General features: G+C 68.2%; 20 protein-coding genes and 2 pseudogenes. 6 read left to right on the forward strand and 16 right to left on the reverse strand.

Going from position 1 to position 25,645, the window contains the following annotated elements:
- Positions 1 to 196 precede the first annotated feature (196 nt).
- From CP984_RS03685 to CP984_RS03740, 14 genes are all read right to left on the reverse strand, one after another.
- On the reverse strand, positions 197 to 1,264 hold the full coding sequence (locus CP984_RS03685; RefSeq protein ID WP_003980792.1) for a glucose-1-phosphate thymidylyltransferase: 1,068 nt from the start codon (positions 1,262 to 1,264) through the stop codon (positions 197 to 199).
- The gene (locus CP984_RS03690) at positions 1,261 to 2,304 is read right to left on the reverse strand and encodes a glycosyltransferase family 2 protein (protein WP_003980793.1); all 1,044 of its coding nucleotides are present in this window, start codon (positions 2,302 to 2,304) and stop codon (positions 1,261 to 1,263) included. Before CP984_RS03690 ends, CP984_RS03685 begins: the two co-directional genes overlap by 4 nt.
- A complete protein-coding gene (gene lanKC / locus CP984_RS03695) occupies positions 2,304 to 4,877 on the reverse strand; it encodes a class III lanthionine synthetase LanKC (protein WP_003980794.1) in 2,574 nt (857 codons plus the stop codon). The genes CP984_RS03690 and lanKC overlap by 1 nt, the downstream gene beginning before the upstream one ends.
- Before the next feature lie 29 nt (positions 4,878 to 4,906).
- Positions 4,907 to 6,547, reverse strand: coding sequence for a daptide biosynthesis intramembrane metalloprotease (gene mpaP, locus CP984_RS03700; protein ID WP_003980795.1), 1,641 nt, complete (start codon positions 6,545 to 6,547; stop codon positions 4,907 to 4,909).
- Positions 6,548 to 6,558: 11 nt separating this feature from the next.
- Positions 6,559 to 7,299, reverse strand: a complete 741-nt coding sequence (locus tag CP984_RS03705) for an ABC transporter permease (RefSeq protein ID WP_003980796.1) — start codon at positions 7,297 to 7,299, stop codon at positions 6,559 to 6,561.
- Positions 7,292 to 8,026 (reverse strand): ATP-binding cassette domain-containing protein, encoded by a 735-nt coding sequence (locus tag CP984_RS03710; protein WP_003980797.1) that lies wholly within the window; start codon positions 8,024 to 8,026, stop codon positions 7,292 to 7,294. The genes CP984_RS03705 and CP984_RS03710 overlap by 8 nt, the downstream gene beginning before the upstream one ends.
- Entirely contained in the window at positions 8,019 to 8,213 is a 195-nt protein-coding gene (locus CP984_RS03715) for a hypothetical protein (RefSeq protein WP_003980798.1), read from the reverse strand. The genes CP984_RS03710 and CP984_RS03715 overlap by 8 nt, the downstream gene beginning before the upstream one ends.
- Before the next feature lie 110 nt (positions 8,214 to 8,323).
- A complete protein-coding gene (locus CP984_RS41120; protein WP_003980799.1) occupies positions 8,324 to 8,488 on the reverse strand; it encodes a daptide-type RiPP in 165 nt (54 codons plus the stop codon).
- An 87-nt stretch (positions 8,489 to 8,575) separates the two neighbouring features.
- Positions 8,576 to 8,743 carry a daptide-type RiPP gene (locus tag CP984_RS41125; protein ID WP_165417107.1) on the reverse strand — a complete coding sequence of 56 codons (168 nt, stop codon included), beginning with the start codon at positions 8,741 to 8,743 and terminating at the stop codon, positions 8,576 to 8,578.
- Between the two features lie 99 nt (positions 8,744 to 8,842).
- A complete protein-coding gene (gene mpaC / locus CP984_RS03720) occupies positions 8,843 to 10,060 on the reverse strand; it encodes a daptide-type RiPP biosynthesis dehydogenase (RefSeq protein ID WP_003980800.1) in 1,218 nt (405 codons plus the stop codon).
- Positions 10,057 to 11,346, reverse strand: a complete 1,290-nt coding sequence (gene mpaD, locus CP984_RS03725; RefSeq protein ID WP_003980801.1) for a daptide-type RiPP biosynthesis aminotransferase — start codon at positions 11,344 to 11,346, stop codon at positions 10,057 to 10,059. Before mpaD ends, mpaC begins: the two co-directional genes overlap by 4 nt.
- Complete coding sequence (mpaM, locus tag CP984_RS03730; protein WP_003980802.1) at positions 11,343 to 12,158, reverse strand: daptide-type RiPP biosynthesis methyltransferase; 816 nt, start codon at positions 12,156 to 12,158, stop codon at positions 11,343 to 11,345. Before mpaM ends, mpaD begins: the two co-directional genes overlap by 4 nt.
- Entirely contained in the window at positions 12,158 to 13,210 is a 1,053-nt protein-coding gene (mpaB, locus tag CP984_RS03735) for a daptide biosynthesis RiPP recognition protein (protein WP_003980803.1), read from the reverse strand. The genes mpaM and mpaB overlap by 1 nt, the downstream gene beginning before the upstream one ends.
- 181 nt (positions 13,211 to 13,391) lie before the next feature.
- Positions 13,392 to 14,354 (reverse strand): LLM class flavin-dependent oxidoreductase, encoded by a 963-nt coding sequence (locus tag CP984_RS03740; RefSeq protein ID WP_003980804.1) that lies wholly within the window; start codon positions 14,352 to 14,354, stop codon positions 13,392 to 13,394.
- Between the two features lie 496 nt (positions 14,355 to 14,850).
- On the opposite strand from CP984_RS03740, the gene CP984_RS03745 reads away from it, so the two are divergent.
- The 3 genes from CP984_RS03745 to CP984_RS03755 all read left to right on the forward strand — a co-directional run bounded on the left by CP984_RS03745 (position 14,851) and on the right by CP984_RS03755 (position 16,877).
- Positions 14,851 to 15,084: a hypothetical protein gene (locus CP984_RS03745; protein WP_129821013.1), complete on the forward strand. Its 234-nt coding sequence runs from the start codon at positions 14,851 to 14,853 to the stop codon at positions 15,082 to 15,084.
- A protein-coding gene (locus tag CP984_RS03750; protein WP_086026206.1) for an IS5 family transposase occupies positions 15,059 to 15,891 on the forward strand; the annotation gives its coding sequence in 2 pieces (ribosomal slippage) (positions 15,059 to 15,434 and positions 15,434 to 15,891; 834 coding nt in all). Before CP984_RS03745 ends, CP984_RS03750 begins: the two co-directional genes overlap by 26 nt.
- Positions 15,892 to 16,019: 128 nt before the next feature.
- On the forward strand, positions 16,020 to 16,877 hold the full coding sequence (locus tag CP984_RS03755; RefSeq protein ID WP_003980808.1) for an alpha/beta fold hydrolase: 858 nt from the start codon (positions 16,020 to 16,022) through the stop codon (positions 16,875 to 16,877).
- Positions 16,878 to 18,059: 1,182 nt separating this feature from the next.
- On the opposite strand, the pseudogene CP984_RS03760 reads toward CP984_RS03755, so the two are convergent.
- A pseudogene (locus CP984_RS03760) lies at positions 18,060 to 19,598 on the reverse strand (IS1182 family transposase).
- Between the two features lie 1,693 nt (positions 19,599 to 21,291).
- Here CP984_RS03760 and CP984_RS03765 point away from each other — a divergent pair.
- Positions 21,292 to 21,528: pseudogene (locus CP984_RS03765) on the forward strand (helix-turn-helix domain-containing protein); the annotation flags it as partial.
- A gap of 34 nt (positions 21,529 to 21,562) precedes the next feature.
- Here CP984_RS03765 and CP984_RS03770 read toward each other — a convergent pair.
- On the reverse strand, positions 21,563 to 22,684 hold the full coding sequence (locus CP984_RS03770; RefSeq protein WP_030182071.1) for an IS630 family transposase: 1,122 nt from the start codon (positions 22,682 to 22,684) through the stop codon (positions 21,563 to 21,565).
- A 225-nt stretch (positions 22,685 to 22,909) separates the two neighbouring features.
- Here CP984_RS03770 and CP984_RS03775 point away from each other — a divergent pair, with 225 nt between their 5' ends.
- Both CP984_RS03775 and CP984_RS03780 read left to right on the forward strand, forming a co-directional pair.
- A complete protein-coding gene (locus CP984_RS03775; protein ID WP_003980813.1) occupies positions 22,910 to 24,970 on the forward strand; it encodes an SDR family NAD(P)-dependent oxidoreductase in 2,061 nt (686 codons plus the stop codon).
- On the forward strand, positions 24,970 to 25,497 hold the full coding sequence (locus CP984_RS03780; protein ID WP_003980814.1) for a nitroreductase family deazaflavin-dependent oxidoreductase: 528 nt from the start codon (positions 24,970 to 24,972) through the stop codon (positions 25,495 to 25,497). Before CP984_RS03775 ends, CP984_RS03780 begins: the two co-directional genes overlap by 1 nt.
- Positions 25,498 to 25,645: the final 148 nt, after the last annotated feature.

The following is a 25,645-nucleotide window of genomic DNA, read 5'->3' on the forward strand; positions in this document are numbered from 1 at the left end:
GCATGGGCCGCTCACTCCAGGTGCGGGCGGTTGCCCACGTATCCGAGCGCGTCAAGAACGGTGGCGGACGACACCGGAGGATCTTCGGGCAGCCGCGACGGCGCGGCCTGGCACTGCGCCGTCCGTGCACAGTGGGAGCCGGTGCAGCCAGCACCTCCGGTAACGAGAGGCGTCATGCGTACATGCTTCCATTCCCCTACTTGTCGATCCGGACCTGGCTGTGGTCCCCGAGAACGAGCCGATGCGCGTGCGCCCGTCGCTCCGCCCCTTTGACCTGGACCGACCGCCCGATGAGGGAGCCTTCGACACGTCCGGCGTTCTCGATTCGCGAGTCCTGCAGGATCACCGAATACTCCACCGCACTGCCGCCGATCACACAGTCGTCGGCGACGGAAGTGGAGGGACCGATGTAGGAGTCGAGGATCAGGCAGTTCTCCCCGATGACGGCAGGCCCGACGATGCGTGATCGCTCCACCCGTGCTCCTGGCGCGATCCGGACCCGCCCGATGAGCTCGCTGGTCTCGTCGACCGATCCCTCCACGCAGGACTCGATGCCTTCGAGTACGGACCGGTTGACTTCCAGCATGTCGGCGACGTTGCCGGTGTCTTTCCAGTAGCCCGTGATGACAGTGGAACGCACTGTGCGATCCGAGTCGACCAGCTTCTGGATCGCATCGGTGATCTCCCATTCACCGCGGGCCGAGGGCTCAAGAGTGGCGACGACGTCGTGGATGGCCGCCGAGAAGAGGTAGATGCCGACCAGGGCGAGGTCGCTGCGCGGATGGCGTGGTTTCTCCTCCAGGGCGATGACCTGCCCGTCGGGGCCGAGTTCCGCCACTCCGAACAGCGAGGGTTCCTTGACCCGGGTGAGCATGATCCGTGCGTCGGGCCGCTCGGCGCGGAACTCCTCGACCAGCGCAGTGATACCGCCGACGATGAAGTTGTCGCCGAGGTACATCACGAAGTCTTCGTCGCCGAGCCAGTCGCGGGCGATGAACACGGCGTGCGCGAGACCGAGCGGGCGCTCCTGAGGCAGGTATGTGATGCGTGCGCCGAAGCGCGCGCCGTCACCCAGAGCGGCCTTGATCTCCTCGGCCGTCTCTCCTACGACGACTCCGATCTCGGAGATGCCCGCCGCGACGATCGCTTCGATGCCGTAGAAGAGAACGGGCTTGTTGGCCACCGGTACGAGCTGCTTGGCCGCGGTGTGCGTGATCGGCCGCAGCCTGCTTCCGGTTCCGCCGGCCAGGACGAGAGCCTTCACGGGGCGCACCCCGCAGCGATCTCGGCGATCAGGTCCAGCTGCCTGCTCTGTACGCGCCGCACGAGTTCCCCGATGCGGCCGGCATGCTCGGCGGTAGGGCACCACAAGGGCTGAGCCAGTACGAAGCGCCCTTGTCCGGGTACGACGACGAGATCGGGCCAGAGCGGGCCGGGTTTCTGGGCCGCTCGCGCGATCTCTGCGGTCAGGTCTCCCTGCCAACCGAGCGGTGCAGTGAACTCCGCCGTGGCCTGCATCCGCTCGTACCAGGCGATGGTGTCCGCGGCGTAGGCTTCGCGGAACGCGGCTTCGTGGCGTTCGTGCCGAAGCTCTCCGAGCGCCGCGCGGGCGTGGCGCGGGTCGTCGAACACAGCGAGCGGCAGGCGGTGCCTGCGCACCGTACGGTGCCGGCGGGTGCCGCTGTCGTCGAGAAGGAACGCGCTGCGGTCACGCACGGTGCTGAAGCGCACGCCGTCATCCGCCATGCGCAGCCACAGGTCCCAGTCCTCCAAGCCGTCTCCCGAACGCCAACCGCCGACCCGGTCGGCGAGCCGGCGGCGGTGCGCCACCCTTGATGGCTCGAACATCGGACCGAGCACCTGGATCTCCGGGTGCCAGCAGAGGTCGAGGACATCGGAGCGGGAGGTGACGCGCTCGGACGTGTCCCTGCGTTCGAAGCCGGTCGCCACCAGATCGGCCCCGGTGCCGAAGACGTACAGCAGGAGCTGAAGGTGCTCCTCGCGCCAGCGGTCGTCGTGGTCGAGGTAGGCGACGAACTCGCCGCGTGCTTCGACCAGTCCAATGTTGCGGGGGCCACTGGGGTGGCCGTGCCGCCCGGCACGTATCAGCCGGATGCGCGCGTCTTCGTCGGCGGCCCGGCGTACCCAGTCGTCCGTGTCGTCGGTGCTGCCGTCCGAGACGACGAGCAGTTCCCAGTCGGTGACGGTTTGAGCCCGTACCGAGTCGAGCGTGCTGGTGATCGCCCGGGAACGGTTGTAGGTGGGACATATCACCGAGATGCGGGGGGCGGATGGGGTCTTCATCACTGCTCGGCCCACGGCCAGCCACCGGGCCGGGGGGTCAGAAAGGGCAGTCCGAGGTTCTTGCCGCCCAGGACAGCGTCGACTGCGAAGAGCACTCCGGCCGCGCCGGTGGCGAGGTCCGTCGACAGCCGCAGGCACTGGTCGCCGAGGAACGCGACGTTGCCGGCGTGCGGGATGGCGTGCCAGCCGAAGGCCGCCAGGTGCTGTCGCAGGGGGTCGTCCTGCCCGGCGGACCTGTGCAGCTGGTGTCGGGCAAGTACGGCACCGGCGCGGCCGGTGAACAATCCCGCGTGGGCGAAGAAACGCGGGGCGATCGTCTCGCGCAAGTCGTCGAGAGCCTTCGCCAGCTCCGGATCCGGAGCGTGCGCGAGCAGTTCGTGAAGGACCAGCGCCATCCCCGCACCGCCGGTCAGGACGGGCGTACGCCACGGAGCATCCTGCGCTGCGGGCTGCCCGGACGCCCAGCCGCTGAGGGCAAGGTCGTGCCTGAGTGCGTCGACGCCCTGGACCAGGTGCTTTCGGTCCTGTGTCTGCTCGTACAGGCGCAGCAGGAACAGCGCGCTGCCCGAGCGACCGTGCATCAGGCCCGGCCGCTGCCGTAGCCCGGAGGCGCGCTCTGCCTGGCCGGTGATGCGATCGGCGAGGCGAACGGCGTGCTCCAGGAATGCGCTCTCGCCATCGCGGCGGGCGAAGTGCAGGAGGGTGAGCCCGATCCCGGCCCTGCCGCTGAAAAGGCTGTGGTCGGCATCCTCGTCGGGCAGGTCCGCGACGCGGCCGAGGAGTTCTCGTGCCTCCTGGGTGCGGCCGAGCCGGTCGAGGGTGTAGGCGACACCGCTGAGACCGTCGTAGAACCCCGGAGGTGGTTCCGTCAGACGACTGGTGGAGTTTGTGAGCCAGTCGATGTGGTCGTCGGGGACGGCGAGGCCGGCCTCGACCAGTGCCCAGAGGACACCGGACGCGCCGTAGGCGAAGTTCACACCGCCTCCCTGGCCGTGGAATTGCTCGATGTCTCCGGGAAAGAGCCGGTCGTCGCGTTCGGGAGTCGCGGCGGCGAGGATGCCCTCGGCGATGCCTTCGCGCAGCGTGGGCCAGTCCTCCTGCCCAGGGCCATCCGCCGGCCAGAGCGGCTGCGGCGTGACAGCGGGTTCGGTGCGGTCAGGGCGAATGGCGGGGCCGAGGTCACGCCGGACCTGTTCGGCGTAGTCCGCGGGAACCGGGAAGGTCGAGGCGATCAGCTCGATGAACTGACCGGCCTTGGCAGGGCTCCAGGGCAACGCCTGTGTCAGCGGAAGGAAGACGCCCAGGCGCAGGCAGCCCAAGGCATAGCGGTCGATGTCCGGGCCGCTGTAGCCCGCCGGGGCCTGGAAGCCGGGTGCCGCGAGCGCCTGCTGCGCGGCGGAGCCGGACTCCCTGCTGGCCTCCAGGTCGATGAAGGCAATCGTTCCGTCAGGGCGTATGAGGACGTTGTTCGGGTGCAGGTCGCCGAAGACCACTGCCCGTTCGTGCATTTCCTGGATGCCACGTTCGACTTGGTCGAGTACGGACTGCGCCCACTGCGCGTAGTCGGCGAGGTCGTCGGCGGACGGCGTGCGTGGGACGAGGAGGGGGTTGCGCTGCTGCATCTCGCGCGCCAGGGGCTGTCCCTCGACGAACTCGCGGGCCAGGAAGTAGTGCTCGCGCCCCTTGCGGAAGTCCACCAGCGCGGGCATGCAGTCCAGCCCTTCGAGACGCTGAAGAGCCCAGTGCTCCCGGCGCAGGCGTGCCAGCGCGTCAGCGCCCTCGGCATCCAGACCGGCAAGCGGACGAGCCTCCTTCAGCAGCACGGCGTCGCCCGACCTGATGTCGGTGGCCTCGTAGACCCCACCACCGTTGGAGAAGTGCAGGGCCTTCGTGGGACTGAATGGGAAGTCGTCCAGGGTTGCGGCGTTGCGCGCCGCCAGCGGCTCTTCGAGGCAAGCGGGCAGGGCCACCCACGCGGGAGGGCGGAACCCGGGGCCTCGGACATCCGGCACCCACTTCCCGTCCGGGTCCTGGATGCAGTGCACGGGTTCACCCGACTCGCAGCGCACGAGGTGCGCCACGAATCCGCCGTAGCGTACGTACAGCGGACCGGAGCGCCAGCGGAGGTCGCTGAGGATGTACGGGCCGGTCTCGCCGTCGAGGAGTTCGCCGAGCTCGGTCAGGATCTCGGCCAGGTGCGCCTCGTCGAGCGGGTAGACGGTAACGAACTTGCCGCTGCTGCCGCGATCGCCGTACTTGCTGTTGCGGCGCATCAGGACGCCGCTTCCGCGGATGAACTTGAAGGTCACCTTGCGTGGCAGGCAGTACTCGCTGACCACCTCGATGATCTTCTCGGCGTTCTCGGGGGTCGCGGAGACGTGGATCTTCCAGCCCTGGAGAGGGAGTTGAAGGCCGGGGGGCGTGAGTACCACCCAGTCGTCGTTGGTGCTCCTGCGCCAGCCAGCCGGGAGAGAGGCACTCGCGGCGGCGAAGTCCCCTTCCGAGGAAGCGGTGTCCGGCACGTCGTAGAAGGGGCCGCCGGGCTGGCAGAAGTTGAAGTACCGGAAGTCCATGCGTTTTTCCTTGCCGTTCTCTCGCTCGTCTACCAGCGCCAGGCCGGAGCGACGTACCTGGCGTACAGCCACGCCCCGAGTGACTTGGTCCCAGCATCCACTTGGGCCACACCCACCCGGGTCTTGGGGGTCTTGCTCGTCGTCAGCGGATAGCTGACAGCGGGCGCGGGCAGCGCGTCGGTGCGCACAGGCAGGAACACCGACAGGGGTGCGGTCGTGTCGGTGCCGTCGTCGCCGGCGACGACAGCCTGGCCGGTTTCCGTTCGGGCGGCTACACCCGCCCGGTACAGGCGCACTGTGGTGTTCTCGCGAATCACCGATTGGTCGGCCGAAGGAGCGAGGATGAGCTCGACCTGCCCGCCGTCTCGCACGAGATAGCCGCCGGTGACGGAGTACGGCACCTTGACGACCGTGAGTGCCGCTCCGGCCACGGCCACGGCCAGCGTCAGCACGGCGCCGATGCGCAGGGCAGGGGCTTGTCCGGTCCTCGCCTCACGGACCACGCGCACCAGACCGCGCACCAGGTGACAGGCGAGGTAGCAGATGCCGCACAGCACCAGCGACGCGCCGAAGGCTCCGAGGCGCTGCAGCGAGTCCGCCCACAGCCGCATGGCCGTGGCGACCATGTAGACGGGGAAGGCCATGCAGGCGAGGCCGAAGGGAATCGCCCACCACTGAGGAAGTCGGCGTTCATGGCTTCCCCCGAACAGGATCCGGGCTGTGAAGCGCCGTGCGTCGTCCAGGGCGCGGTCCCGCAGGTGCGGGATGTCGAGATGGCTCATCAAAGCGATGTAGCCGTCCAGCTTGACGAACGGAGTCAGGTTGAGCAGCCCGGAGATGTAGGTGACGACGGAGAAGACGATCAGGCCGTCCCGTACATTCGCCTCGGCGAACAGCGAGGCCATGGCCGCCGCGCCGGCGATGACCACCTGCGTGGCGATGCCTGCCAGGGCCACCGCGACACGCTGCTGCCTACGAGGGAGCCGCCAGCCGTCGGAGACATCGCAGAAGAAGGCGGGCGACATGTAGAACAGCATCACGCCCATCCGTCCGGGCCGGCCGCCGTGGTGGCTGAGGACGGCGCCGTGACCGAACTCGTGGACCGCTGTGGTGGCGAGGACTCCGCCGATGACGGCCAGGTACGTGGACAACGGCAGCGGTTGCCCCAGAGCCATCCTCACCTGGGGTGCCTGAGAGGCCAGCGCCAGCACACCGCACAGCGCGAGCGCGACGGCCGCGGCCACCCCCGCTCGACTCGTCAGGAGCCTGACGAGCGGCGAGAACCGGTGCAGCAGGCGCTCGGGGCTCAGCACGGTGAACTGCACGGTCAGGGGCGGGACGAACTTGACCCACCGACCCCGCTGCCTGACCCGCTCGCCATCGTCGAGCAGCCGACCCGCTGCGAGTTTGTCGACGGCGGTGCCGACCGCCTCCACGGTCCACGGCGGTCCGAGGGTGTCTGCCAGACCGGCGTGATCGCGTGTTCCGTCGACGGCGAGCGCCAGTCGAGCCAGGTCGGGCTGGACACGAAAGTACTTGTGCTGGCCGCTTTGGATGACCCAGGGGGCTCCTTCCTCGGCAGGCTCGTGCACCGACACGTCGGCAGCGAGCCTGGGCCGGACCAGGAGCTCAGGGGCGATCTCGACCGACGGCGCGGTCTTGGAAGACATGATGGTCGGCCTCACGTGATGTCGCGGGAGCGGAACAGCCTGTGCGCCGCGAACCCGGCTGCGCTCAGCCAGCCCGCTATGACCAGGAGAGCGACTGAGGGAGAGAGCAGGTCGGTGTGCACATCCCGGTAGAGCGAGCTCATGGCGATCGTGAGGAGGTACTTCGCGGCGTCCGGCACCAGGCGCTGCAGAGCGGGGTCCAGGAGGAGGGTCAGGGCCATCAGCGTGCCCACGGCACCGATCTGGTGCCGGATGATCCAGCCGATGAAGACGCCCCACGGGGCGGCCAGCACATTGCAGGCGAACACACCCAGGGCGATCAGCGAGGTCTCCGAGGTCCACTCAGGACTACGGTCGTACCCGGCAAGCGTCACCCAGCTCGATACGGCCGCCAGCAGGACGGCGAGCAGCCCGGACAGAGTGCCCACGGCGGTGCCGACCAAGAGCTTGGCGGTGAACAGACGGCTTCTGCCGGTCAGGAGCACGGAGCGGCTGACGGAGCCGGAGGAGTACTCCCGGGTCACCAGAAGCGCGCCGAACAGCGAGGCGAACAGGAAGGTCATCATCCATGACCGCACCACGTCGTCGGTGATGACCGCGATATCGCTCTGACCTGTGCCGATCCTCTTGTCGCCCTCGGCCGCGTAGCCGAAGCTCGTCACTAGGGACATGAAGACGGCGATCGAGGTCAACACGGCCCAGGCGCAGCCGGTCCATGCCTTCGTCCACTCGCCCCACAATGCCTCACGCATGCGTATTCCCTCCGCTGCCCGCTCCCGCCAACTCGAAGAAGCGGTCCTCCAGACGTTCCGTGCCGCCGGAGGTCAGGGCGCTGAGCTCGCCCGCATAGCGCAGGGTGCGCTGCAGGATCACCACATCGTCCACGGTCTGCTCGACCTCGGCGAGCAGATGGCTTGAGAGCAGAACGGTGCGTCCCTCGACGGCGAGGGAGCGCAGCAGTCCGCGCAGCCACCGAATGCCGTCCGGGTCCAGACCGTTGACCGGTTCGTCGAGCACCAGCAGTTCGGGGTCGGCCAGCAGTGCCGTGGCCAGGGACAGCCGCTGTTTCATGCCGGTCGAGTAGCCCTTGACCTTGCGACCGGCGCTGTCGGCGAGGCCGACCAGGTCGAGCACTTCGTCCACCCGGGCCGTGGACAGGCCCAGCGTTCTGGCCCAGACCAGGAGATCGCGGCGGCCTGTGGTTCCCGGGGTGGGCCCGATCGCGTCCATACTGACACCGACCCTTCGGGCGGCATGGGGCAGATCGCCGTAGGAGTGGCCGAGTACGGTCGCGCTCCCCGCGGTGGGCCGGGTCAGTCCGAGGAGCATGCGGAGCGATGTGGTCTTGCCGGCGCCATTGCGGCCGAGCAGGCCCACGACCCGTCCGGGTCGGACGGTGAAGGACAGGTCCTCCACGGCCGAGACCGGCCCGAATCGCTTGCTGACGGCGTGGAACTCAACGACGGGAACCTCACTCACGACGGCTCCGTGCCACGGCGGCGCCGACAACGGCCATGCCGCCCGCCAGCGCGAGGACGAGCACGGCGGTGACGCCGATACGTACGCCTCCGGACAGGTTCACCGTGGCCATCACCACTCCCAGTGCGATCAACGCACAGAGGCCGGCCATCACTGATGTGATGCCCGCCTGACTCTTGCTGTTCATGCCAGCTCCTCATCCACCGCTCGGTGCTACTTTCTGTGTGGCGGCCGGGAGTCTGTGGTGGCGGATGCTGCCCGCCACCACAGACTCCCGGCTTCAGTTCCGGTACGTCATCAGGTGGCGATGCTGGCGGCCACGCTGACGGCTGCGCTCGCGGCGGCGGTACCGCTCACGGCGACGCCGTACGAGAAACCGGTCCAGAAACCCGGGGCCTCCATGGCCTCCAGCTCCTGCATACCCAACTCCAGCACCGGCTGGATCTTCTCTGTCTCCTGCATTGATGACACTCCCTCGCAGTTCAGGTCCGAACGCTTCCTACGATCGTGTCGTCACCGATTGCTCCGGTGACCTGACCGCAACCGGGATCAGGTGATCGCCGCGGCCGAGAGCGCCGCGCTGCCGTAGGCAGCGGAGGCGCTGACGACGACTCCGGCGCTGACACCGGCGGCGGTCCACCAACCGGGCGCGTCCATGGCCTCCAGCTCCTGCATACCCAGCTCCAGCACTGGCTGGATCTTCTCTATCTCCTGCATTTCCCCTCCTTCTTCTGTCGAAGTTCTTCACTTCCCCCGCTTCGAACCGCTGGACTGCGGGCCGAAGCAGAAGTCCTCGATGAGCGCATGTGGCGCTGTTCAGGCCGGCGGAGGCAGGTCCTGGACCGGAGGTGCCGATCCGGCCGCCTCGTTCAGCAGGCTCGACAAGTCGTCGGCGGCAAGACCGCCGAGCATGGGCAGCCCCGCGCCCCAAGCCCGTACGATCCGCAGCGCGACGGCCTCGGCATGGTCGGGCGTCAGGCGGACGCTCCGGTCGACCCCCCACGAGTCGATGAGTGCGGCAACCCCGGCGGCCGGGTCTGCGGGGAGTTGCTCCGGCCCTTCCGACCGGAGCAGGGACCACAGCCGCCGTAGCCGCCGGGCCGAGCCCAGCCGCCCCTCGCCGGCGTCGATCGCCCGCCACAACGGTGGCAACAGGGCGGCCACCGCTGTCATCTTGCGGATCGCGAGTGCCGAGGAAAGCTCGTTCGCGACGAGCCAGCCCTTGACCGCGTACGGATCGCGGCCTGAGTGGAACCACGCGTCATGGCTGCTGCCGCTCAGCTCGGCGATCTCGAGCCGGAGCCCGTCGGAGCACCGCTGTCCGGCCCGTGCCGCGTCTCGCGCCTCGTATCCGAGTCGCACCAGCCGTCTTGCGGTGTCCGCTACGCGTGCGTCCTGGGGCGGCAGATCGCCGTGGTCGCCGACATACGGGCTCACCAAGCGGAAGAGCGCTTCGAGCACGCCCTCGGCAACCAGCTCCTGCGGCAGCGTGGCGGTGGCCAGAGGGTCCATCACGGCAATCTCGGGCCGCAGCGCCTTGCCCATGATCAGCCGCTTTCCCTGCGGGTATGTCAGGCAAGCGACAGCGCTGGACTCTGATCCCGTGCCGACGGTGGTGGGTACGGCGATCAGCGGTACAGGGCGGACCGGCTGAGGAGCGAGCACGATCAGGCCACTGCGCTGGGGCACCGTCAGCCGGGCGGACACCCGCGGGCCCGCCACCGCCAACGTGGCCAGTTTGGCCTGATCAAGCAGGGAGCCACCGCCCAGCCCGACGACCAGTTCCGCACCGGCCAGACGTTCCGCGAGAGCGAGCACGCTGCGCAGATCGCCGGGTCCGTGGAACACGAGGGTCTCGGCACAGGCCGCGCCCAGGGCGCCCGCGACGCGCTGGTGAATAGCGCTGTCACGGACAGCGTCGTCGACGAGCACCGTGACGTTTTGGCCACGGATGGCGTCGTCGTTCCTCAGCAGCCGCGCCAGTTCGTCCGCCCCGCTCAGCGACTGCCGCTTGTTGCCGCCCGTGGTCCTCATCCCCGGGCCTCCGCTCGCGCGGCGACCCGGTCGGCATACAGGCCAAGGCCCGCCCGGATACAGGCGAGGAGTTCGTCCAGTTCGGTGTCGGTGTAGGTCAGTGCGGGGAAGAGCTGGATGCCATGCAGACCGGGGTGCACAAGGGCACCCGCTTCCCGGACCGCGGAGACGAGCGAAGGGACCTCGGGCTGCGGGAGCGGAGCTCCGCTCCTGTCGGCTGCCGTGACCCGAACCGACCGAAAGCAGCCCACACCCGTCGTGCCGTTCACCAGGGGATGCTCGGCGACAAGCGTGCCCAGCTCTTCCTCCAGTCGGCCGGCCAGCCTCCGCCCCAGGGCGACCGCGTCGAGCCTGTGCATCTCGGAGATGGTGGCCAGGATGGTTGCGCACGTCACCGGTGTTCCGGCCTGCGTCTCGCCGTGGCTGAGGACCACGCCCGTATCGTCGAAGACGTCTGCCACCAACTGTGCGGCCAGCACCGCAGCGGCGGCACTGGTGCCGTTGGTCAGGCCCTTGGAGGTGATGAGGAGGTCGGGCCGGGCCGGCCACCGCTGGGAGGCGAAGAAGTCCCCGGTGCGGCCGAACCCAGTGGCCACCTCGTCGGCCACCAGCAGGAATCCGTGCTCCTCGCGCAGCCGCAGCAACTCGGCGATGTACTCCTCACTGAGCGGCACGGCTCCCGAGCCCAGTACCGGCTCGACCACCACCGCCGCGACCTGAGCACCCTGGCGGGCCATGAGCGTTGCCAGTTCCCCGGGCTCGTTCGGGGTGACGTGCCGGACCAGCCGCTGGTCGACCCCGTAGACCTGCTGTCCCAGGTCCTCGCCGGTCAGGGCGAAGCCGCCGAAGGTCAGACCGTGATAGCTGCCGCGCAAGCCGACCACGACCTTGCGCCCGCCCATGCCGCGCAGTGCCTGGTACTGCCGGGCGAGCTTGATCGCGAGATCGTTGGCCGCGCCGCCCGAGGTGGAGAACAGCACTCGCACGTAGTGGTCGGCACCCGCGAGCTCGACCAGGGCATCCGCCGCACGTCGGGCGTACTCGTTTTCGTAGCGGAAGACGCTCAAGTACGAGGCCGTGCGCAGAGCTTCGGCAGCGGCATCGGCGATGGTCTGATTGCCGTATCCGAGGTTGGTGTTCCACAGGCCGCTGGTGCCGCAGAGCAGTTCCCGCCCGTCGGCGAACCTCACGCGCACGCCTTCCGCGGACACCGCGCACAGGTCGTCCCGGCCGTGCTGATCGGGCGCGAGCAGCGAGGGCCACAGTGCGTGTCGGCCGGAGGTCACGCGGTCACCTGCGCTTCGATCAGCACACTGTGATGGCGCATGCCGATGTCGGGCAGCAGGCTCCGGGAGCACACGGCGAACCCGCTCTGCCGCAGTTCCTCTTCAAGCTGGTCGGCCGACAGGACGCGGATACTGGTGGTGCACACGTCGACCTGTCCATCTCCGATCACCGCCGGGAACACCGTGACGGTGCGGGCTTCCGCTCCGGGTACCCAGTACTCGAACATTCGGTACCTTCGGCCGCTGTCGGCGGTGAATTCGACTTCGGTTTCGGCAAGCGCCTTGCCGCCGGCCGCCAGATCCACGGTGGACAGCAGGAAGCGGCCACCGGGTGCGAGGTGGGCGTGTACGGAGTGGTACAGGCCCTTCCGGCCAGGGGCGTCCAGCAGCGAGACGGACGTCGTGCCCAGGACGATCACGCCGAACTTCCGTCCGAGTGCGAAGTGGCTCATGTCAGCCTGCACCGTCGTACACCGGTTCCGCAGGGCCTCGGGCGCCCCGGCAAGCCGTGCATCCAGCAGCTTCAGCATGCTGCCGGAGAGCTCCAGTGCGGTGACGTGCCGTCCCGACGCCAGGAGGGGCATGGTCAGGCGTCCGGAGCCGGCCGCCAGGTCGAGCACCGGCCCGGGTACGGCCCGTACAAGGGTGAGCAGTTCACGCACCTCGTGTGTGTCCTGCCCCGCCAGGTCGTGGTAGACGGGGGCGCCGGCCTTGTCGTAGAGGTCGCAGCACACCGCTCTGTCGCCGAGCTCGGCCAAGAGCATGCCGGCGCGGCCAGGGATCAGGTGTCTGTTCAGCGTCGTGTCCGTCATCACGTCCTCGCGGCACTGAGCACGCGGGAGCCGAGTTCGATGCCCGCACGGTCGAACAGAGCACGCACCAGTTCGAGGTTCTCCCGGCTGGCGAAGCGAGCCGCGGCCTCCACCGAACCGCACACCAGTAGAGCCTCCGCCACCTCGGCGGTGCCGCGATCCAGTTGAAAGCTTCGCCCGTGGGATGCGCTGTGGGCGTACACCGAATCGTCTGTCCACATGAGGAGCGGCAACGCGGGATCGACGGCGTCCGCCATATCAGGCAGCTCGCCGAGGGCGGTCACGAGGCGACGGCCGAAGCCGGACACCCCGGTGATGTTCAAACCTCGCGCCCGGAGGTCACGAATGCCGTGCAGGGCAGCGAGATAACGTCCGAGCCATGGCCGGTCGGCCAGCGCGGAGGACCGGGTCGACTCCGGCAGCGCTCCCCCCAGGCACACCGCGCAGGGCTGTGCGGTCTCGGAGTTCACGCGCGTCCACTCAGCGACGACCTGGCACAAACTGTCACCTACGGTGCCCAGTCGCCTGCCACCCGGGGACGTCGACAACTCCCCGTACTGCCCCACGTGCAGTCGCAGCACGGGTCCGTCCCCCTGCGAACCCGCACCCAGAGCGGGAAGATCCGCGAGCTGAATGACCGGGTTGGTCAGGAACTCGGCGAAGACACCCTCGTGGCGTGCGCGGTCGGCATCACGAAGGTAGATCTCGAAGTCCGTACCGTCCGCCACCCGGACCAGGGTGGGGCCGACCACGGACATGTACTGGCTGATCCCGTATGCCTGTATCTGCAGGTAGAAGCCGGGATCGTGGGAGAACTCCGCGCCCGGTTCACTGAGTGAGCCTTCATAGCCGACGATCACCGGACCATCCGTGCCGCCCGTATGACCGGGTGCGAAGACCATCGTTCTGGCGTCCACCACGTCGGAGCCCAGCAGAACCGACAGGTGCCGGGGATCCTCGAGGACCACCGTCAGGGCAGACTCCCGCCCGCCTGGGAAACGCCCCGCACGGCCGGTTGCCCAGCTCATCAGATGCTGCTTCACCGCAGACATGCATCTCCCCTGTTCACACACTCAATTGAGAATTCGAATGACCCGAAGCAGTCAAAGGCTCCGATACGAGCTGAACCGTTCCCGCTCTGACCAGGTTCGGGCCCGGAGCCAGGGAAGCACGCATCGATGCAGCAACAGCCGTCGGCGATGGCGCGCCCGGTGAGCTGAAGCGGCTGCGCACTTACTGGGCCAGAGCAGTCAGAAGCGCCTTCAGATCGGCCATCGCCGCCTGCGCACCGACCAGGTTGTACACGCCAGTCAGATTCAGGACGACCTCATCCACACCCGCTGCCTCATACGCCTCGAGCTTTTCGAGCAGTTGGGCGGTATCACCGCTGAGGAAGGCCTCGCCGTCCACCAGAGCCCTGGCGTCGGCCGCCGGGTCCCCGCCCTTGACCTCCACACCGGCCCGGCGCAGCATGTCGATGTAGTGCGGTCCCTCCAAGTGGGCGGCGTTACTGGCCAGCGCCAGATCCGCCGGCTCGTGACCAGGATGCTCGAGCGCAACCGGCACCATCGCGGTCAGCCGCGGCAGCGCCCGCCCCGCGGCTTCCGCCCCGGTGCGCATCGCCGGGAGCACAACGTCCCGAAGGTAGACAGCGGGCGTCAGCCAGGTGATGGCAACATCGGCGATCTCTCCGGCGAGTCTGGCCATGCCCGGTCGCAGAACCCCGAGCCCGATTTCCACCGGTGGAGCCGGAAAAGGCGGTAGGGAGCCGTGGCAGGAGACATACTGGCCCTTGATATCGACGATTTCATTCGCCAACAGCCCGCGTACAATGGTGAGATATTCCCGGGCTGCGGTGAGCGGGCTCGCGTAAGGCGCGCCGAGCAAGCTCTCCTGAAGGGATTTCGCGCCGGGGCCGAACCCCGCTGTCACAGGCTGGCCAGTGGTCATCGCCAGCGACCGAGCCTGCAAGGCGGCTTCGAAGGGATGGCGTAACGGCATAAGCGTCACCCCTAGTCCCGCGGGCACCCTGAAACCCGAGCCCGCCGCATACGCAAAACCTTGGCAAGGCTCCACCAGCAGTGCCTGGCCTTGCCACAGTCGCTCTGCCTGGGTCCAGTGAACAAGGCCCGCGTACGGCAGCACCTGCTCCGGTCGACGAGGCTGGAAGGGCATGAGGACCGAAAATGCAGTCATCGGCTGGAATCCGTTCTCGATGATCGATGGCTTCGTTCTGACCGCTGCCCGGGCTTCACCCTTCGCTCGGGCAACGTGCATCGAGCGGGGCAGTTGGTTACCTCACGGCGGCGCCCTCCATACGCCCTTCCTGGGCAATGAGAAGTCCGGACGACTGCCAGACCGAGGAGCCACCAGACAACTAGGCCTCCAACAAACTAGCCGCTACCAGCCTTCACCCACACCTCCATCCAATGGATTGGAGAACGCGATGAATATACACACTCCGGCCGGACGCCCGTCAAGTTGAGTGGGCATGAGCGACACGCCGTGCGACAGACCCAGCTAACGAAATAGACACCCCTCAGCATGCGGGAGCACCGACCGACGGCTCATCGAGCACGCCGCTCGTCACTGCTCCAGGGTTTCGAACAGCCTGCAAATGTACCGAGCCTGCTTCCAAGCCCGACCCAGCCCCACCCTCATCGCCCTCATCGCCCTCATCGCCCCCAAGGAGTTGAACGACGCCGGATATCTGACCGGGCACGGCATCAACAACAACTTCGACGTACTGGCGGCTCCCGCCGGGCTGCGCGAGCGCTTCGTGCGCCGCTACAACCAGACGGTTCCCGACGTGGAGTGGGGCCGAGGCACGCGCGCGCTGCTAGGTCACGCCTCAGAGCAGCTAACAGAAAGCGTTCGTGTGGCCATGTCGTTGGCTGTGGATGCTCGTTGCATGTGTCTTGGGTAAGGGACCGCCGTGGCTGGTGTCGGATGACTTGTGGCTGAGGGGTGAGCCGCTGCTTCCGGTCCGGCCCCGGCGCAGGGTGCATCCAGGCCGACTGCCGCTGGATGAGCGCAAGTGCCTACAGGGTGTTTTGTTTGTTCTGCATACCGGCATCCAGTGGGAGTGGCTGCCGCAGGAACTCGGCTTCGGATCGGGGATGACCTGCTGGCGCCGGCTGCGGGACTGGCACGAGGCCGGGGTGTGGGACCAGCTCCACCGGATGCTGCTGACCGAGTTGCACCAGGCAGGGCAGCTCGACTGGTCCCGGGCGGTGATCGACGGTTCACATTGGCAGGCGCGTCGCGGCGGCCCAAAACGGGGCCGAGCCCGGTCGACCGCGCCAGACCGGGCTCGAAACACCACGTGATCACCGATGCGCGCGGCATTTTGCTGGCCATCACGCTCACCGGCGGCAACCGGCACGATGTCACCCAGTTGCTGCCCCTGCTCGATGCGATCCCCCACCTCAAGGGCCGTACCGGCAGGCCCCGCCATCGACCGCGGCAGATCTTCGCCGACCGCGGCTACGACTTCGACAAGTACCGCCGCCTGCTGTGGCAGCGCAGGATCAAGCCGATCATCGTCCGACGCGGGACGCTGCACGGCTCCGGGCTGGGCACGGTCCGCTGGGTGGTCGAGCGCACAAACGCCTGGATCCACGGCTTTCGACGCCTGCGGATTCGCTGGGAGGCCCGCGACGACATCCACGAAGCCTTCCTGAAACTGGCCTGCTGCCTGATCACCTACCGGCAGGTCCAAGCATTTTGTTAGCTCCTCTAAGAAGAGGCTCGTGCACAGCGTGCCTCTTACGCCCCGCCACACATAGCCAGGCATAGCGCTGGTGCATCAACGCTTACTCTCAAGGGAGTTGATGTTCCTCACCTCCGGGAGGTTGACCTATGGCTGCCGTGCACGTGACCGTGTGGGATGACCGCGAACAGGCCGGAGGGGGCCGGGCCCCGACAGCTTCGAGGGCTCCGGTGGCCCCGGCGGCCGCTGCTGCCCCTGCCCTCTTCATCCACAACATCTTCACCTGGGGCAGCGACTCGACCTACGGGTTCGCCGCACAGCGGCCCCTCGCGGACAGCCGGCAACTCCTCCTGATGGATCGCCGGGGTTACGGCGACAGCCCGGACACCGCGCGCAGCGACTTCGACATCGACACCGAGGACGCCGTGGAGGTTCTGGGCGATGGAGCCCGCGCGGTGGGGCCCGGCGGCGCCCACCTCGTGGGACACGGGAACGGCGCCGTCGCCGCGCTCCTCGCCACCGCACGCCGGCCCGACCTCGTTCGCTCCCTCGCCCTCATCCAGCCCTCCGCCTTCACCGCCGCCGCGCACCATCCGGTCGTAGCCGGCCTCCTCGACCGGGTGCGCGACGGCGCCCCGGGCATCCCGGACGGCGTCACGCCGGAGCAGTATCTGCGGGCGTCCACCGAAGGGCTGGGAATGGCCATGCCCGAGCCCACGCCGCGCCGGCTCCGTGCCGTTGCCACCTCGATGAGGGAGCGCCCCATCTGGGAGGCGGAGATCCCACTGGAGGTGATCCGGGGCACCGCCGTGCCGATTCTGGTGATCTGCGGAACCTGGGAGCACGCGCCGGTCGCGTACCGCGAGCACGTAGGGCTCCCCCTCATGGCCGTGGCCGAGTCCCTCACCGACTCCCTCGGGGGCCGCCTCCTGCGGGTGCCTGGGTACTACCCGCACACCCAGGAGCCCGCCACCGTCAACGCCGCTCTCCGGGAGCTCTGGGCCTAACCCAACTCCGCATCGGCTGACGACCCCGCGCGAGACCACCGCATACGCGCCCCCACCACCGACCACCGGCCGAGCGGGACATATGACCCAGCCCGCTGCCCGCTCACCACCCCTGCCACCGCCCGGTCGGACGCCGTCACGGACCACTTCTGGGTAGAGCTCGACGGCCGCCACCCAGTCACCTAGCGTGTGCGCCGGCCCCTACCGGAAGGGCTGCGCCATCGCGCTCTACCACCTGCGCGAGAGAGGAAGCCCCTGGGGAGAATCTGGGGAGTTTGGAGACCGCTGGGGAGAACCGCCTGCGTAAAACGGCATAGAACTGAAAGGCACTGAAAGACCGTTCCGTGCAGGTCAGAGTCGCAGGAGCCCGCATAATCGCAGGTCAGCCGGGTCCGGTAGACGACTCCAAGAAGATCTCCTCGCCAACCAACGCCGCTGTTCACGTGACCTGACCAGCCCGGCAGCGCACCTGATGCCCCATCAGGATGAGCGTCACAAGCGTCATTTCAGCGTCAAGACATCGTCCGTAACGCCCACACCTCCCATCATGCGCACGCACAAAAACCCAATTCAGGAGCCCTTCACGGCCTTCTCAAGGATCACCACACACTCCACATGATGCGCAACCAGAAACACGTGGAGACAATGCCGACGGCCCCAACCGGCAATGCTGGCACCGATTGGGCCCGTTCCAACTCATCCCTAACACTGAGCAACGCAGGGTATCGGCAAACGACCGGGCTCCCAACCCGCGATTCCTCGGATTATTGGAAGCCCACCGCTTCTCCCTGCTTCCCCAGTCATGGAAGCAACCAGACCCGAAAGGCACTGCGGACAGGAATGCCCGGCCAGAGCAGCACAACGCATCGTGACCCGTTCAGCCCTGAGCACATCCGCGCCACTTGGAGCGGGACCGCGAGCGTCGAGGACGCCGCCCAGGCGTTCGGCTTGTCGAGGTCGAAGAGCTACGACCTTGTTCGCCGCGGGGAATTCCCATGCCGCACTGCCGATAGGCCGTACCACCCGCGTCGTCACCGCCTCGCTCCTCCGGGTACTCGAAAGCGGCGAGCCGGAGTACAACACAGCCTCCAGCGCAAGCACCAAGCCGTCTTGACCAACTGCACGAGGACGCCCCGCCGGAGCAAGCCGACCCTGTTGGGAAAGTCCTGCGTCCTGCCGGATTCATCCGGCAGGACGCAGCGCTGCGAAGGGGGAGCTACGGGTGGGGGCGAGCGGTTTGCCGCAGAGCCAGGCGTCGATGCGGACCAGATTGATGGCGGCGCCCGTGAAGAGATGGTGCAGGTGCGTCTTGGCAAGGCCCCGATAGCGCGGCCGTCGTATCCCGAAGGCGTGGACCGCCTGCCCAATGGTCCCCTCCACCCCAGCCCGACGGTGATAGCGCTGTTCCCATTCCGGGGTGTTCTGCTCCGAAGGGAGCCGTTGGAGAAGCTCGTGCTCGGCCCGGGGTCTCAGGGTGAGGTTGCGGCCGGTGGCCGATGTGGTGCACTGCTGGCGCAGAAAGCATGGCCGGCAGTCACGGGTGCGAACTTGAGACGAGCCACAGGGGTGCCCCGGTGGCTGAACCCCTCGTACCAACTCGTGCTGGTACGGCCGCTGGGGCAGGTGGCCCGCTTTCCGTCCCAGTCGATCGTGAAGTGGGTGTTGTCGAAGCCTGTGTGCTCGCTGGTGTTCCAGCTGGTGTCGCGGGCCAGGGGGCCGAGTAGCTCCAGGCCGTGACCCTGCTGGGCCAGGGCGACCTGTTCGGCGTCGATGTAGCCGGCGTCGACGATGTGCACCGCAGGCAGCCGGTCCCGCTCGGCCAGCGCGGCGTGGATCTGCTCGGTCACGGCGACGTCGGGGACAGGAGCAGGCGTGGTGATCACATTGGTGATCAAGTGTGGTGCGCCGGCGTCGCAGATCTCGGTCAAGTGGGCCTTGTAGCCGCCCCAGGAAAGATCCTGCTTCGACCCGGGACGCGCTTCAAGGTCGTAGGGCAAGGCAGGCGGAGGCTGCCGGGCGGCACGTTTATTCATGTCCCACCAACGCACCGTGCCGTCGCGGACCTGGAACTGCTGGACCCATACCTGCCGCAGGACTTCCACTGCCCTGAGGTCTCTTACCTGCGGTGTTGCCTGCTCGGACAGCACCGCACTCAGCAGTTCCGTGCCGTGCGCACCGACTTGGTCGGCCATGGCGACTCGGGCAGTGTGCCGCTTGGGGTAGCGGGACTCCTCGGGCCGGACCGCATACCGGTCGAACCACTGCGGTCGGGCCAGGACATGGGTGGAGTCCGAACGCTGGTGTCCGCCGCCGAGCAGTCCCCTGCGGCGGGCTGCGAGCAGGAGCGAGTCGAAGACCACCTGCCCGTGATCGTCCTGGGCCAAGCGGGCACGGAAGGCGCTGAGCAGTGTGAAGTCGAACCCGGTATAAGCCAGCTCCAGGCCGAGCGCATACTTCCAGTCCAGGCGGGCCTTGACCGCGTGGGCCGCCTGCCGATCTGTCAGCCCCTCGACGAACTGCAGCAGCGACACCACCCGCCAAACGTGCTGGAGAGACCGCCGGACGGCCGTGATCGGAGTACAGATCGGCGAAGTCGGCGTCATAAATCACCGGCCCGAGGTCATCTCTCACCCGCATGACCGGACAGCCCCCGGGAAACACCGCCCGCGCCAGCCGGGACGTCTCGCCCGGTACCTCTCCCAACCCCGGCCCTCGTAACACCGCCGACCTCCACACGCACGACGTCGGCCCCCGAGACCAAGTCTCGGGGGCCGACGAGGCCGTCCGCAGGACTTTCCCAACAGGGTCGGAGCAAGCCGGCGGGGCGTCCTCGTATCAGGTCCCGTCTACGCAAGCCCCCTGTCGAAGCAAGTCGGTAGGGCCCTCACATGTCACGAGCGATCACAGCCGAGTCACCAACTCCACGGACACCATCACGCCACAACGCTCTGACCTGGACTTACGCTCTCCCCCTGAACCTACTGGACGCCCTTGGACGGCTTCTACTACATATGCCATGTGGTATCGGTGGCCGCCTGTCGGGGTGGTGCCGAGCTCCTCGGATGCGCTCGCGCCTGCTCCGTCAGCCCATCGCCCGGCAGGCCGTGAGTGGCAAGGCGGAAGTTCTCCGAGCCCCTCTGTTCAGCGACTGCCCGATCAGCACGACTCCACCAATCCCGCATCGCCGGGCCTCCCCGGCCTCACCACTCCCCACATCCCACCTCCTGGTGACTGGTACCAAGATCCGGACCATACGCGGACCAACGTCCCCTCAGCATCCGCGGCGTCCGCCAAGGCCGCAGGTCAGCACCCCCGTGAGCGCCGTACCACCAGCAGACGAAGAATCTGCTGGTCTTCGCGGATGCGGCGCCCGTCCGCCTGAGCCTGCACTCCGTGACCGACCAACGGGCGGCCCCCCGAGAGTCCTATAACCGGGCGGTCACCTGCGCTTCTTCGAACATGTCCGAGCCGGTACATCGAACACACGCCGCGGCCAACGCGCTGAGGAGGCCACCTTCCGGCTGGCGCTGCATAGCGGCTGCCGCGCTGCGGCGACACCCGCTCCGCATCGCCGAATCCGGACCCACCATCACACAACTGGCGTGAAGCGCCCGGCAGCCGCGTAGCCTCCCTGGCCGCCCAACCACATCCTCGGCGCTGCCGAACGCGCTCGAAAGAGGGCCCGCGATGACCACGGAACTGCTGTCGCGTCCGCCCCCCACGTGACTTCACCGCCTCCCTCGTCTCCGTAGCCCTACCGCGACGCCTGCACACGCACCTCCCGGCCATGACTCGGGCGGCCCCTCGGCTCGAAGAACCAGCGTGCCGCCCCCACCGCGGCGCAGCCGAAGTGTGGGGCAGCCCCAAGCTCTTACCGAACGCCACTGGCTCGGAGCGAGCAAGAACAGGAAGGCGATCAACGAGTGGCTGCTGGGGATAATGACGTACGCAAGGAAGCGTTCACAGTAGGGGGAGCGATGACGCTGCCTGAGATGGAATTTTCCCGGCTCCGGCCGCTCGGGGGCCGAGGGATAGCGGTCCGGCTTCGAGCAGTTCGTCTGCGAGCTCGCAGCGGAGGACTGTCCTGCCGATGGGGCCCGCTTCGTCAGTCTGCACGGCGCCGGCGGGGACGGTGGGGTCGAGTGCTTCTGGGTTCTGCCGGACGGCACGGAGCACGGCTGGCAGGCCAAGTTCTGGGTGTCCGGAGACGCCGTCGACAAGCAGCAGCTCGACATATCAGTGAGCGTTTTCAGAGTGGCCACCGGTCGGGTGACGGGGCGGCCTCCCGCAACGCACGAGGCTCCTGTGCCGTTGAGAGAGATGTTCGACGTATCAACTCATCAGCGCAGGAGCCCCGTTGGTTCCCTAATCTGCCGCACTCGACCTCCCGCACGCCCTGGTCGAGTGGGTAACCATGCTCATCGTCACCCGTGAGGGTGACCGCGGCTGCAAGCTCCCGCCGCACCAGCGTGCTCTCGTCGGCTTGGTCTACCTTCGCCGGCATGACACGCTCGCGCAGATCGCCGCGGGTTCCGGCATATCCGTCGGCACTGCCCACGCCTACGTCGCCGCCGTCGTCAGCCACCTGTCCCGCCGGGCGCCCGGGCTGCTGCGGGTCCTGCGGGAGGCGGATCCCGATCACGTCCTGCTAGTGCTGTGACCGGGAAGGTTTGCCGGGTTGGTGGTCAGGCCGCGGCGGGCAATGGTCTGCCGCCCCAGCGGACGCCTTTTTCGCTGCGGATGCGGGCGCGTTCGCGTCGTTGGGCGGCGAGGATGTCGGGGTGACGGGTGTGCTGGTTGCGCCAGCGCAGGTAGGCGTGCAGGGCTCTGGTCTGGACAGTGTGGTTTGGATGGTCGGAGTTGGCGAGGGTGAACTGCCGCAGGGGCCCGAAGTGGGCCTCGATGGGGTTGGCCCACGACGCATAGGCCGGGGTGAAGCACAGCTCGACGTTCTTGCGGACTGCCCACCTGCGGATGCGCCAGTTCAGGTGGGCGGAGAGGTTGTCGAGGATCACGTAGACCGGGGCGCCGTCGGGGCGGGCCGCGCGGATCGACCGCAGGGCGGCCCAGGTGTGGTCGATGCCTTTGCGCTTGCGGTTGACGCCCCACAGTTTGTCGTCGCCGACCGAGTAGCAGCCGTGGAAGTAGGTGATGCCGTGGGTGCGGCGGAACGTGGCCGGCAGCCGCTCGGGCCTGCCGCGTCCGGCCCAGCAGCAGCCGGCAGTGGGGCGGATGCCCAGCGGTCCGAACTCGTCGGACGCGAACGTGCGGTCCGCGCGCTCATTGAGCGCGTACTCGATGTGTTCCAGCTTGGCGTCGAACGTCGGGTCCGGGGCCTCCTTCCAGGTCTTGGTGCGCTGGAAGGAGATCCCCCGGCGGGCCAGCAGGCAGCGCAGTGCCTCCCGGCCGATCCGGACGGGCCTGGCGACGTCGCGGCGCAGGTGATCGGCGAGTTTGCGGATCGACCAGCGGGTGAAGGGCTTGCCCAGCACAGTGGGGCGGGTGGCGGCCGTCTGGACGACGAAGTCCTCGTCGTCACCGCTCAGCAGGCGGGGACGGCCTCCCGTCCACTGAGGGTCCAGGCATGCGAGCCCGATCTCGTTGAAGCGGTGGATCACGTCACGGACGGTGTCCTCGTCCGCCTGGACCAGGTGCGCGATCACTGGGACCGTGCTGCCGCCGGCTGAGGCCAGGAGCATCATCGCCCGGCGAAATCGCACAGAGTTCGTGCTGCCCCGCCGAACGATGTGTTGGAGCTTCTGTCCTTCCTGCTCAGTCAGCCTGCGGACCTTGACCGGTAACGCCATACCCGCCTCCCATGCCAGTCGGCGTCCTCACACCCGACTAGCACAACCGACAACCCGGCAAACCTTCCCGGTCACAGCACTAGACGCTGCTGTTGCCCGGAAGAGCATGTCGGGACGCTCGCGACCACCTTCGGGTGATATCGGAGCGAGAGGCATTCCCTGGGCTCCCCTCATCCACCAGATTGCTCACCAGCAGCTGTCTGGTGGCGGGCGAGAGGTGGGCAGGTGGCGCCGAGGCATTTCCGCGGTGATGACCGCGTCGCGGTGATCACCGGGGCAGGTCGCGGCATCGGTGAGTCCCTCGCGCGTGAGCTCACTCAACACGGCTTCCGAGTGGTTCTGGGCGACATCGACAAGGCAGCCGTGCAGGCGACGGCCATGGCTGTGGGCGCTCGGGCCGTGCCGGTGGCCGGGGACATGCGAGATCCGCGGACGGCTGCAGCTCTCGTCCAGGCCGCATTGCAGGGTTTCGGCCGGCTGGACGTATGGATCAACAATGCCGGCGTCATCGGCGACGGCCCCTTCGAGGAGCAGGTACCGGCCCACGCGGCCCGCATGGTGGAGGTGAACCTGGGTGCCGTGCTGGCTGGGTGCCGTGCCGTGTGGCCGGTCATGCGCGCCCAGGGCGGAGGACACATCGTGAACGTGGCCAGCGTTTGCGCCGTGAAACCGCTGGCAGGTCTGGCCGTCTACAGTGCGACCAAGGCGGCTGTGGCGGCGCTGTCCGAGGCGTTGCGCCGGGAGGGACGCCCGGTGGGCATCCACACGTCCGTCGTGGCTCCGTACATGGTGAGCACACCGGCGGCGGCCGGGCTGCGGCAGCGGCTGCTGCGGCCCCTGTGTCCCACGGAGGTGGCACGGGCCGTCGTCGGCGTTCTGCACCGGCCACGCGGTTGCGTGGTCGTACCACGGTCTCTCGGGCCGGTCCTGTCCCTGGGTCGGCTGCTTCCGCAACGGCTGCGGGACCTCCTTGACGACGTCATGGGGCTGGACACGATCGCTTTGAACGCTGACCGGGGCCAACGCACCGCTTACTGGGAGGCGCTCACCTCTCACAGCCTTGCTGCCGCACCGATTCCGGTTTCCGGCGAACCGGCTGCTGTCCTCGACAGCCGGAGGGGCCGAGACGATGCAGCCGGTCGCTCCCGCGATCCATCACGCGACCGCGCCGGGCATGCGCCGTGCCACGGCACGGACCAGAACAGCGCAGGGGCCATGGCGGAGAATATCGACCGGCTCCACCCGGCCCGCCCTACTGCCGAGATGACGCAGGAACTGCTCGCAGTGCCTGCCCTGTTAGGTTCTGACGCCGCCGAACGTGTGCACCAGCGGCTCTGTGAATCCCTGGTGCAGCCGGTGCAGAACTTGCTGGACAGCGGAGGGCAACGGTGGCCGTCCCGACTGATGACCGCCGTCCTGGAAGCCTTGGGGAGTCGGAGTCGCTCCTTCGGCCCGCTGATGGCGGCGTTTGAACTGATGTACGCGGGGACTTCGATCATCGACGACTGCCAGCACGACTCACCGTTACGCCCGGGCCGGTCGTCCGGTCATGTGCCGCACGACACCGCCTTCGCGGTCAACGCCGGCACGGCCGCCTACTTCACCATGGACCGCGCACTGGGCGCGGCCCTGCCATCCGACTCGTTCCGGCGGATGCAGGTGTACGAGGTCTACCTCGCCGCGCTCCGGGCCACTCACGCCGGCCGGGCCCTTGACCTGCAGGGCCATCACGAGGAGATGAACACCGCGCTCTCCACGGGCCATTACGAGCCCTTGTTCCGGCTGCTGAGCCTTACTCATCAGCTCAAGCCCGGAGCCCTGTTCGGGGCTCTGTGTCACACGGCGGCTCTGCTCGCCGAAGCCGCCCCCGCCCAGTGCTCGGCGCTGGCCAGGCTGGGCGAGGCGGTCGGCACCGCTTGCCAGATCACCGACGACGTTGCTGATCTCGAAGGCGTGCGCCGCGACGGTGCGGGCACGCAACAGGCCGGTGAGAATCTCCTCCGTGCCAAGGTCACCTTCCCCCTGGCACGCACCGTGGCGCTGCTGCCCCGCCAGGACGCCACCGCGCTGTGGCAGAGCCTGGTCGGTGGGCTCGACACGGACGGCAGCCACCGTGTCGCCGCCCGTATCCACGACTGCGGAGCACTGGCGCGGTGCCGAGCGGACGCCGAAACCCTGCTGGACGACGCCTGGGCCGGTGTCCACGGTCTGCTGCCCGACTCCCTCGCCACCGCGCGTCTTCGGCAAGTGTGCACTGATACCGTCTACCGGCGGAGTGTCGGCTGATGCCCTCCTTCGGCGCCTCCCGCGCCCCGACACCGCCCGGCCGACAGACCGTTCACCCGCTGGTGGCCCGCATCGGCGTCTCCCGCCTCTGCCTGTTCCTGGCCCCCCGACTGCTCCCCGTCCTCGACCTGGCTGCACACCGCCTCACCCGCGGCCGGTGGCTGCCCAGTCGGCTCGTGCTGCCCGCCGGGTTGCTGACGACCACCGGCCACCGCACCGGACGGTGCCACACCGTCCCCCTGTGCGCCTACGCCTTCGCCCACGGCAGCTGGTTGGTGGCCGCCACCAACTTCGGCCGCGACCACCACCCCGCCTGGTCCACCAACCTTTTGCACCACCCGCACGCCGTCCTCACCTGGCGCGGCCGACAGCACCAGGTCACCGCCCTCCACCTCTCCCCTCACCAAGTCAGCGCCTTCCGCCCGCAGATCCTGACGATTCTCCCCTTCTACGATGACTACGCCACGCGCGCCGGCCACCGTGCCATCCGCGTCTTCCACCTGCGCCCCGTAGTGGACAGCCGATGAGCCGCCACACCGTTTGCACCGTATCTTGGCCCGGAATGGATTCCACCGTCGCGATGACGACGACTTCGACCGGGGACGTGTATCGAGTCGTGATCAGTTTGCTGGATCCGCCCTCGCTCCGAAGGCGGATGCGGTATTCCAGTGCACA

The organism is Streptomyces rimosus (assembly GCF_008704655.1).
GTDB lineage: Bacteria > Actinomycetota > Actinomycetes > Streptomycetales > Streptomycetaceae > Streptomyces > Streptomyces rimosus.

Coding starts and splice junctions, on each gene's coding strand:
- CP984_RS03690 (WP_003980793.1), bottom strand. CDS start 2,304: ATGAAGACCCCATCCGCCCCCCGCATCTCGGTGATATGTCCCACCTAC.
- lanKC (WP_003980794.1), bottom strand. CDS start 4,877: ATGGACTTCCGGTACTTCAACTTCTGCCAGCCCGGCGGCCCCTTCTAC.
- mpaP (WP_003980795.1), bottom strand. CDS start 6,547: ATGTCTTCCAAGACCGCGCCGTCGGTCGAGATCGCCCCTGAGCTCCTG.
- CP984_RS03705 (WP_003980796.1), bottom strand. CDS start 7,299: ATGCGTGAGGCATTGTGGGGCGAGTGGACGAAGGCATGGACCGGCTGC.
- CP984_RS03715 (WP_003980798.1), bottom strand. CDS start 8,213: ATGAACAGCAAGAGTCAGGCGGGCATCACATCAGTGATGGCCGGCCTC.
- CP984_RS41120 (WP_003980799.1), bottom strand. CDS start 8,488: ATGCAGGAGACAGAGAAGATCCAGCCGGTGCTGGAGTTGGGTATGCAG.
- CP984_RS41125 (WP_165417107.1), bottom strand. CDS start 8,743: ATGCAGGAGATAGAGAAGATCCAGCCAGTGCTGGAGCTGGGTATGCAG.
- mpaC (WP_003980800.1), bottom strand. CDS start 10,060: ATGAGGACCACGGGCGGCAACAAGCGGCAGTCGCTGAGCGGGGCGGAC.
- mpaM (WP_003980802.1), bottom strand. CDS start 12,158: ATGACGGACACGACGCTGAACAGACACCTGATCCCTGGCCGCGCCGGC.
- mpaB (WP_003980803.1), bottom strand. CDS start 13,210: ATGTCTGCGGTGAAGCAGCATCTGATGAGCTGGGCAACCGGCCGTGCG.
- CP984_RS03740 (WP_003980804.1), bottom strand. CDS start 14,354: ATGACTGCATTTTCGGTCCTCATGCCCTTCCAGCCTCGTCGACCGGAG.
- CP984_RS03755 (WP_003980808.1), top strand. CDS start 16,020: ATGGCTGCCGTGCACGTGACCGTGTGGGATGACCGCGAACAGGCCGGA.
- CP984_RS03770 (WP_030182071.1), bottom strand. CDS start 22,684: ATGGCGTTACCGGTCAAGGTCCGCAGGCTGACTGAGCAGGAAGGACAG.
- CP984_RS03780 (WP_003980814.1), top strand. CDS start 24,970: ATGCCCTCCTTCGGCGCCTCCCGCGCCCCGACACCGCCCGGCCGACAG.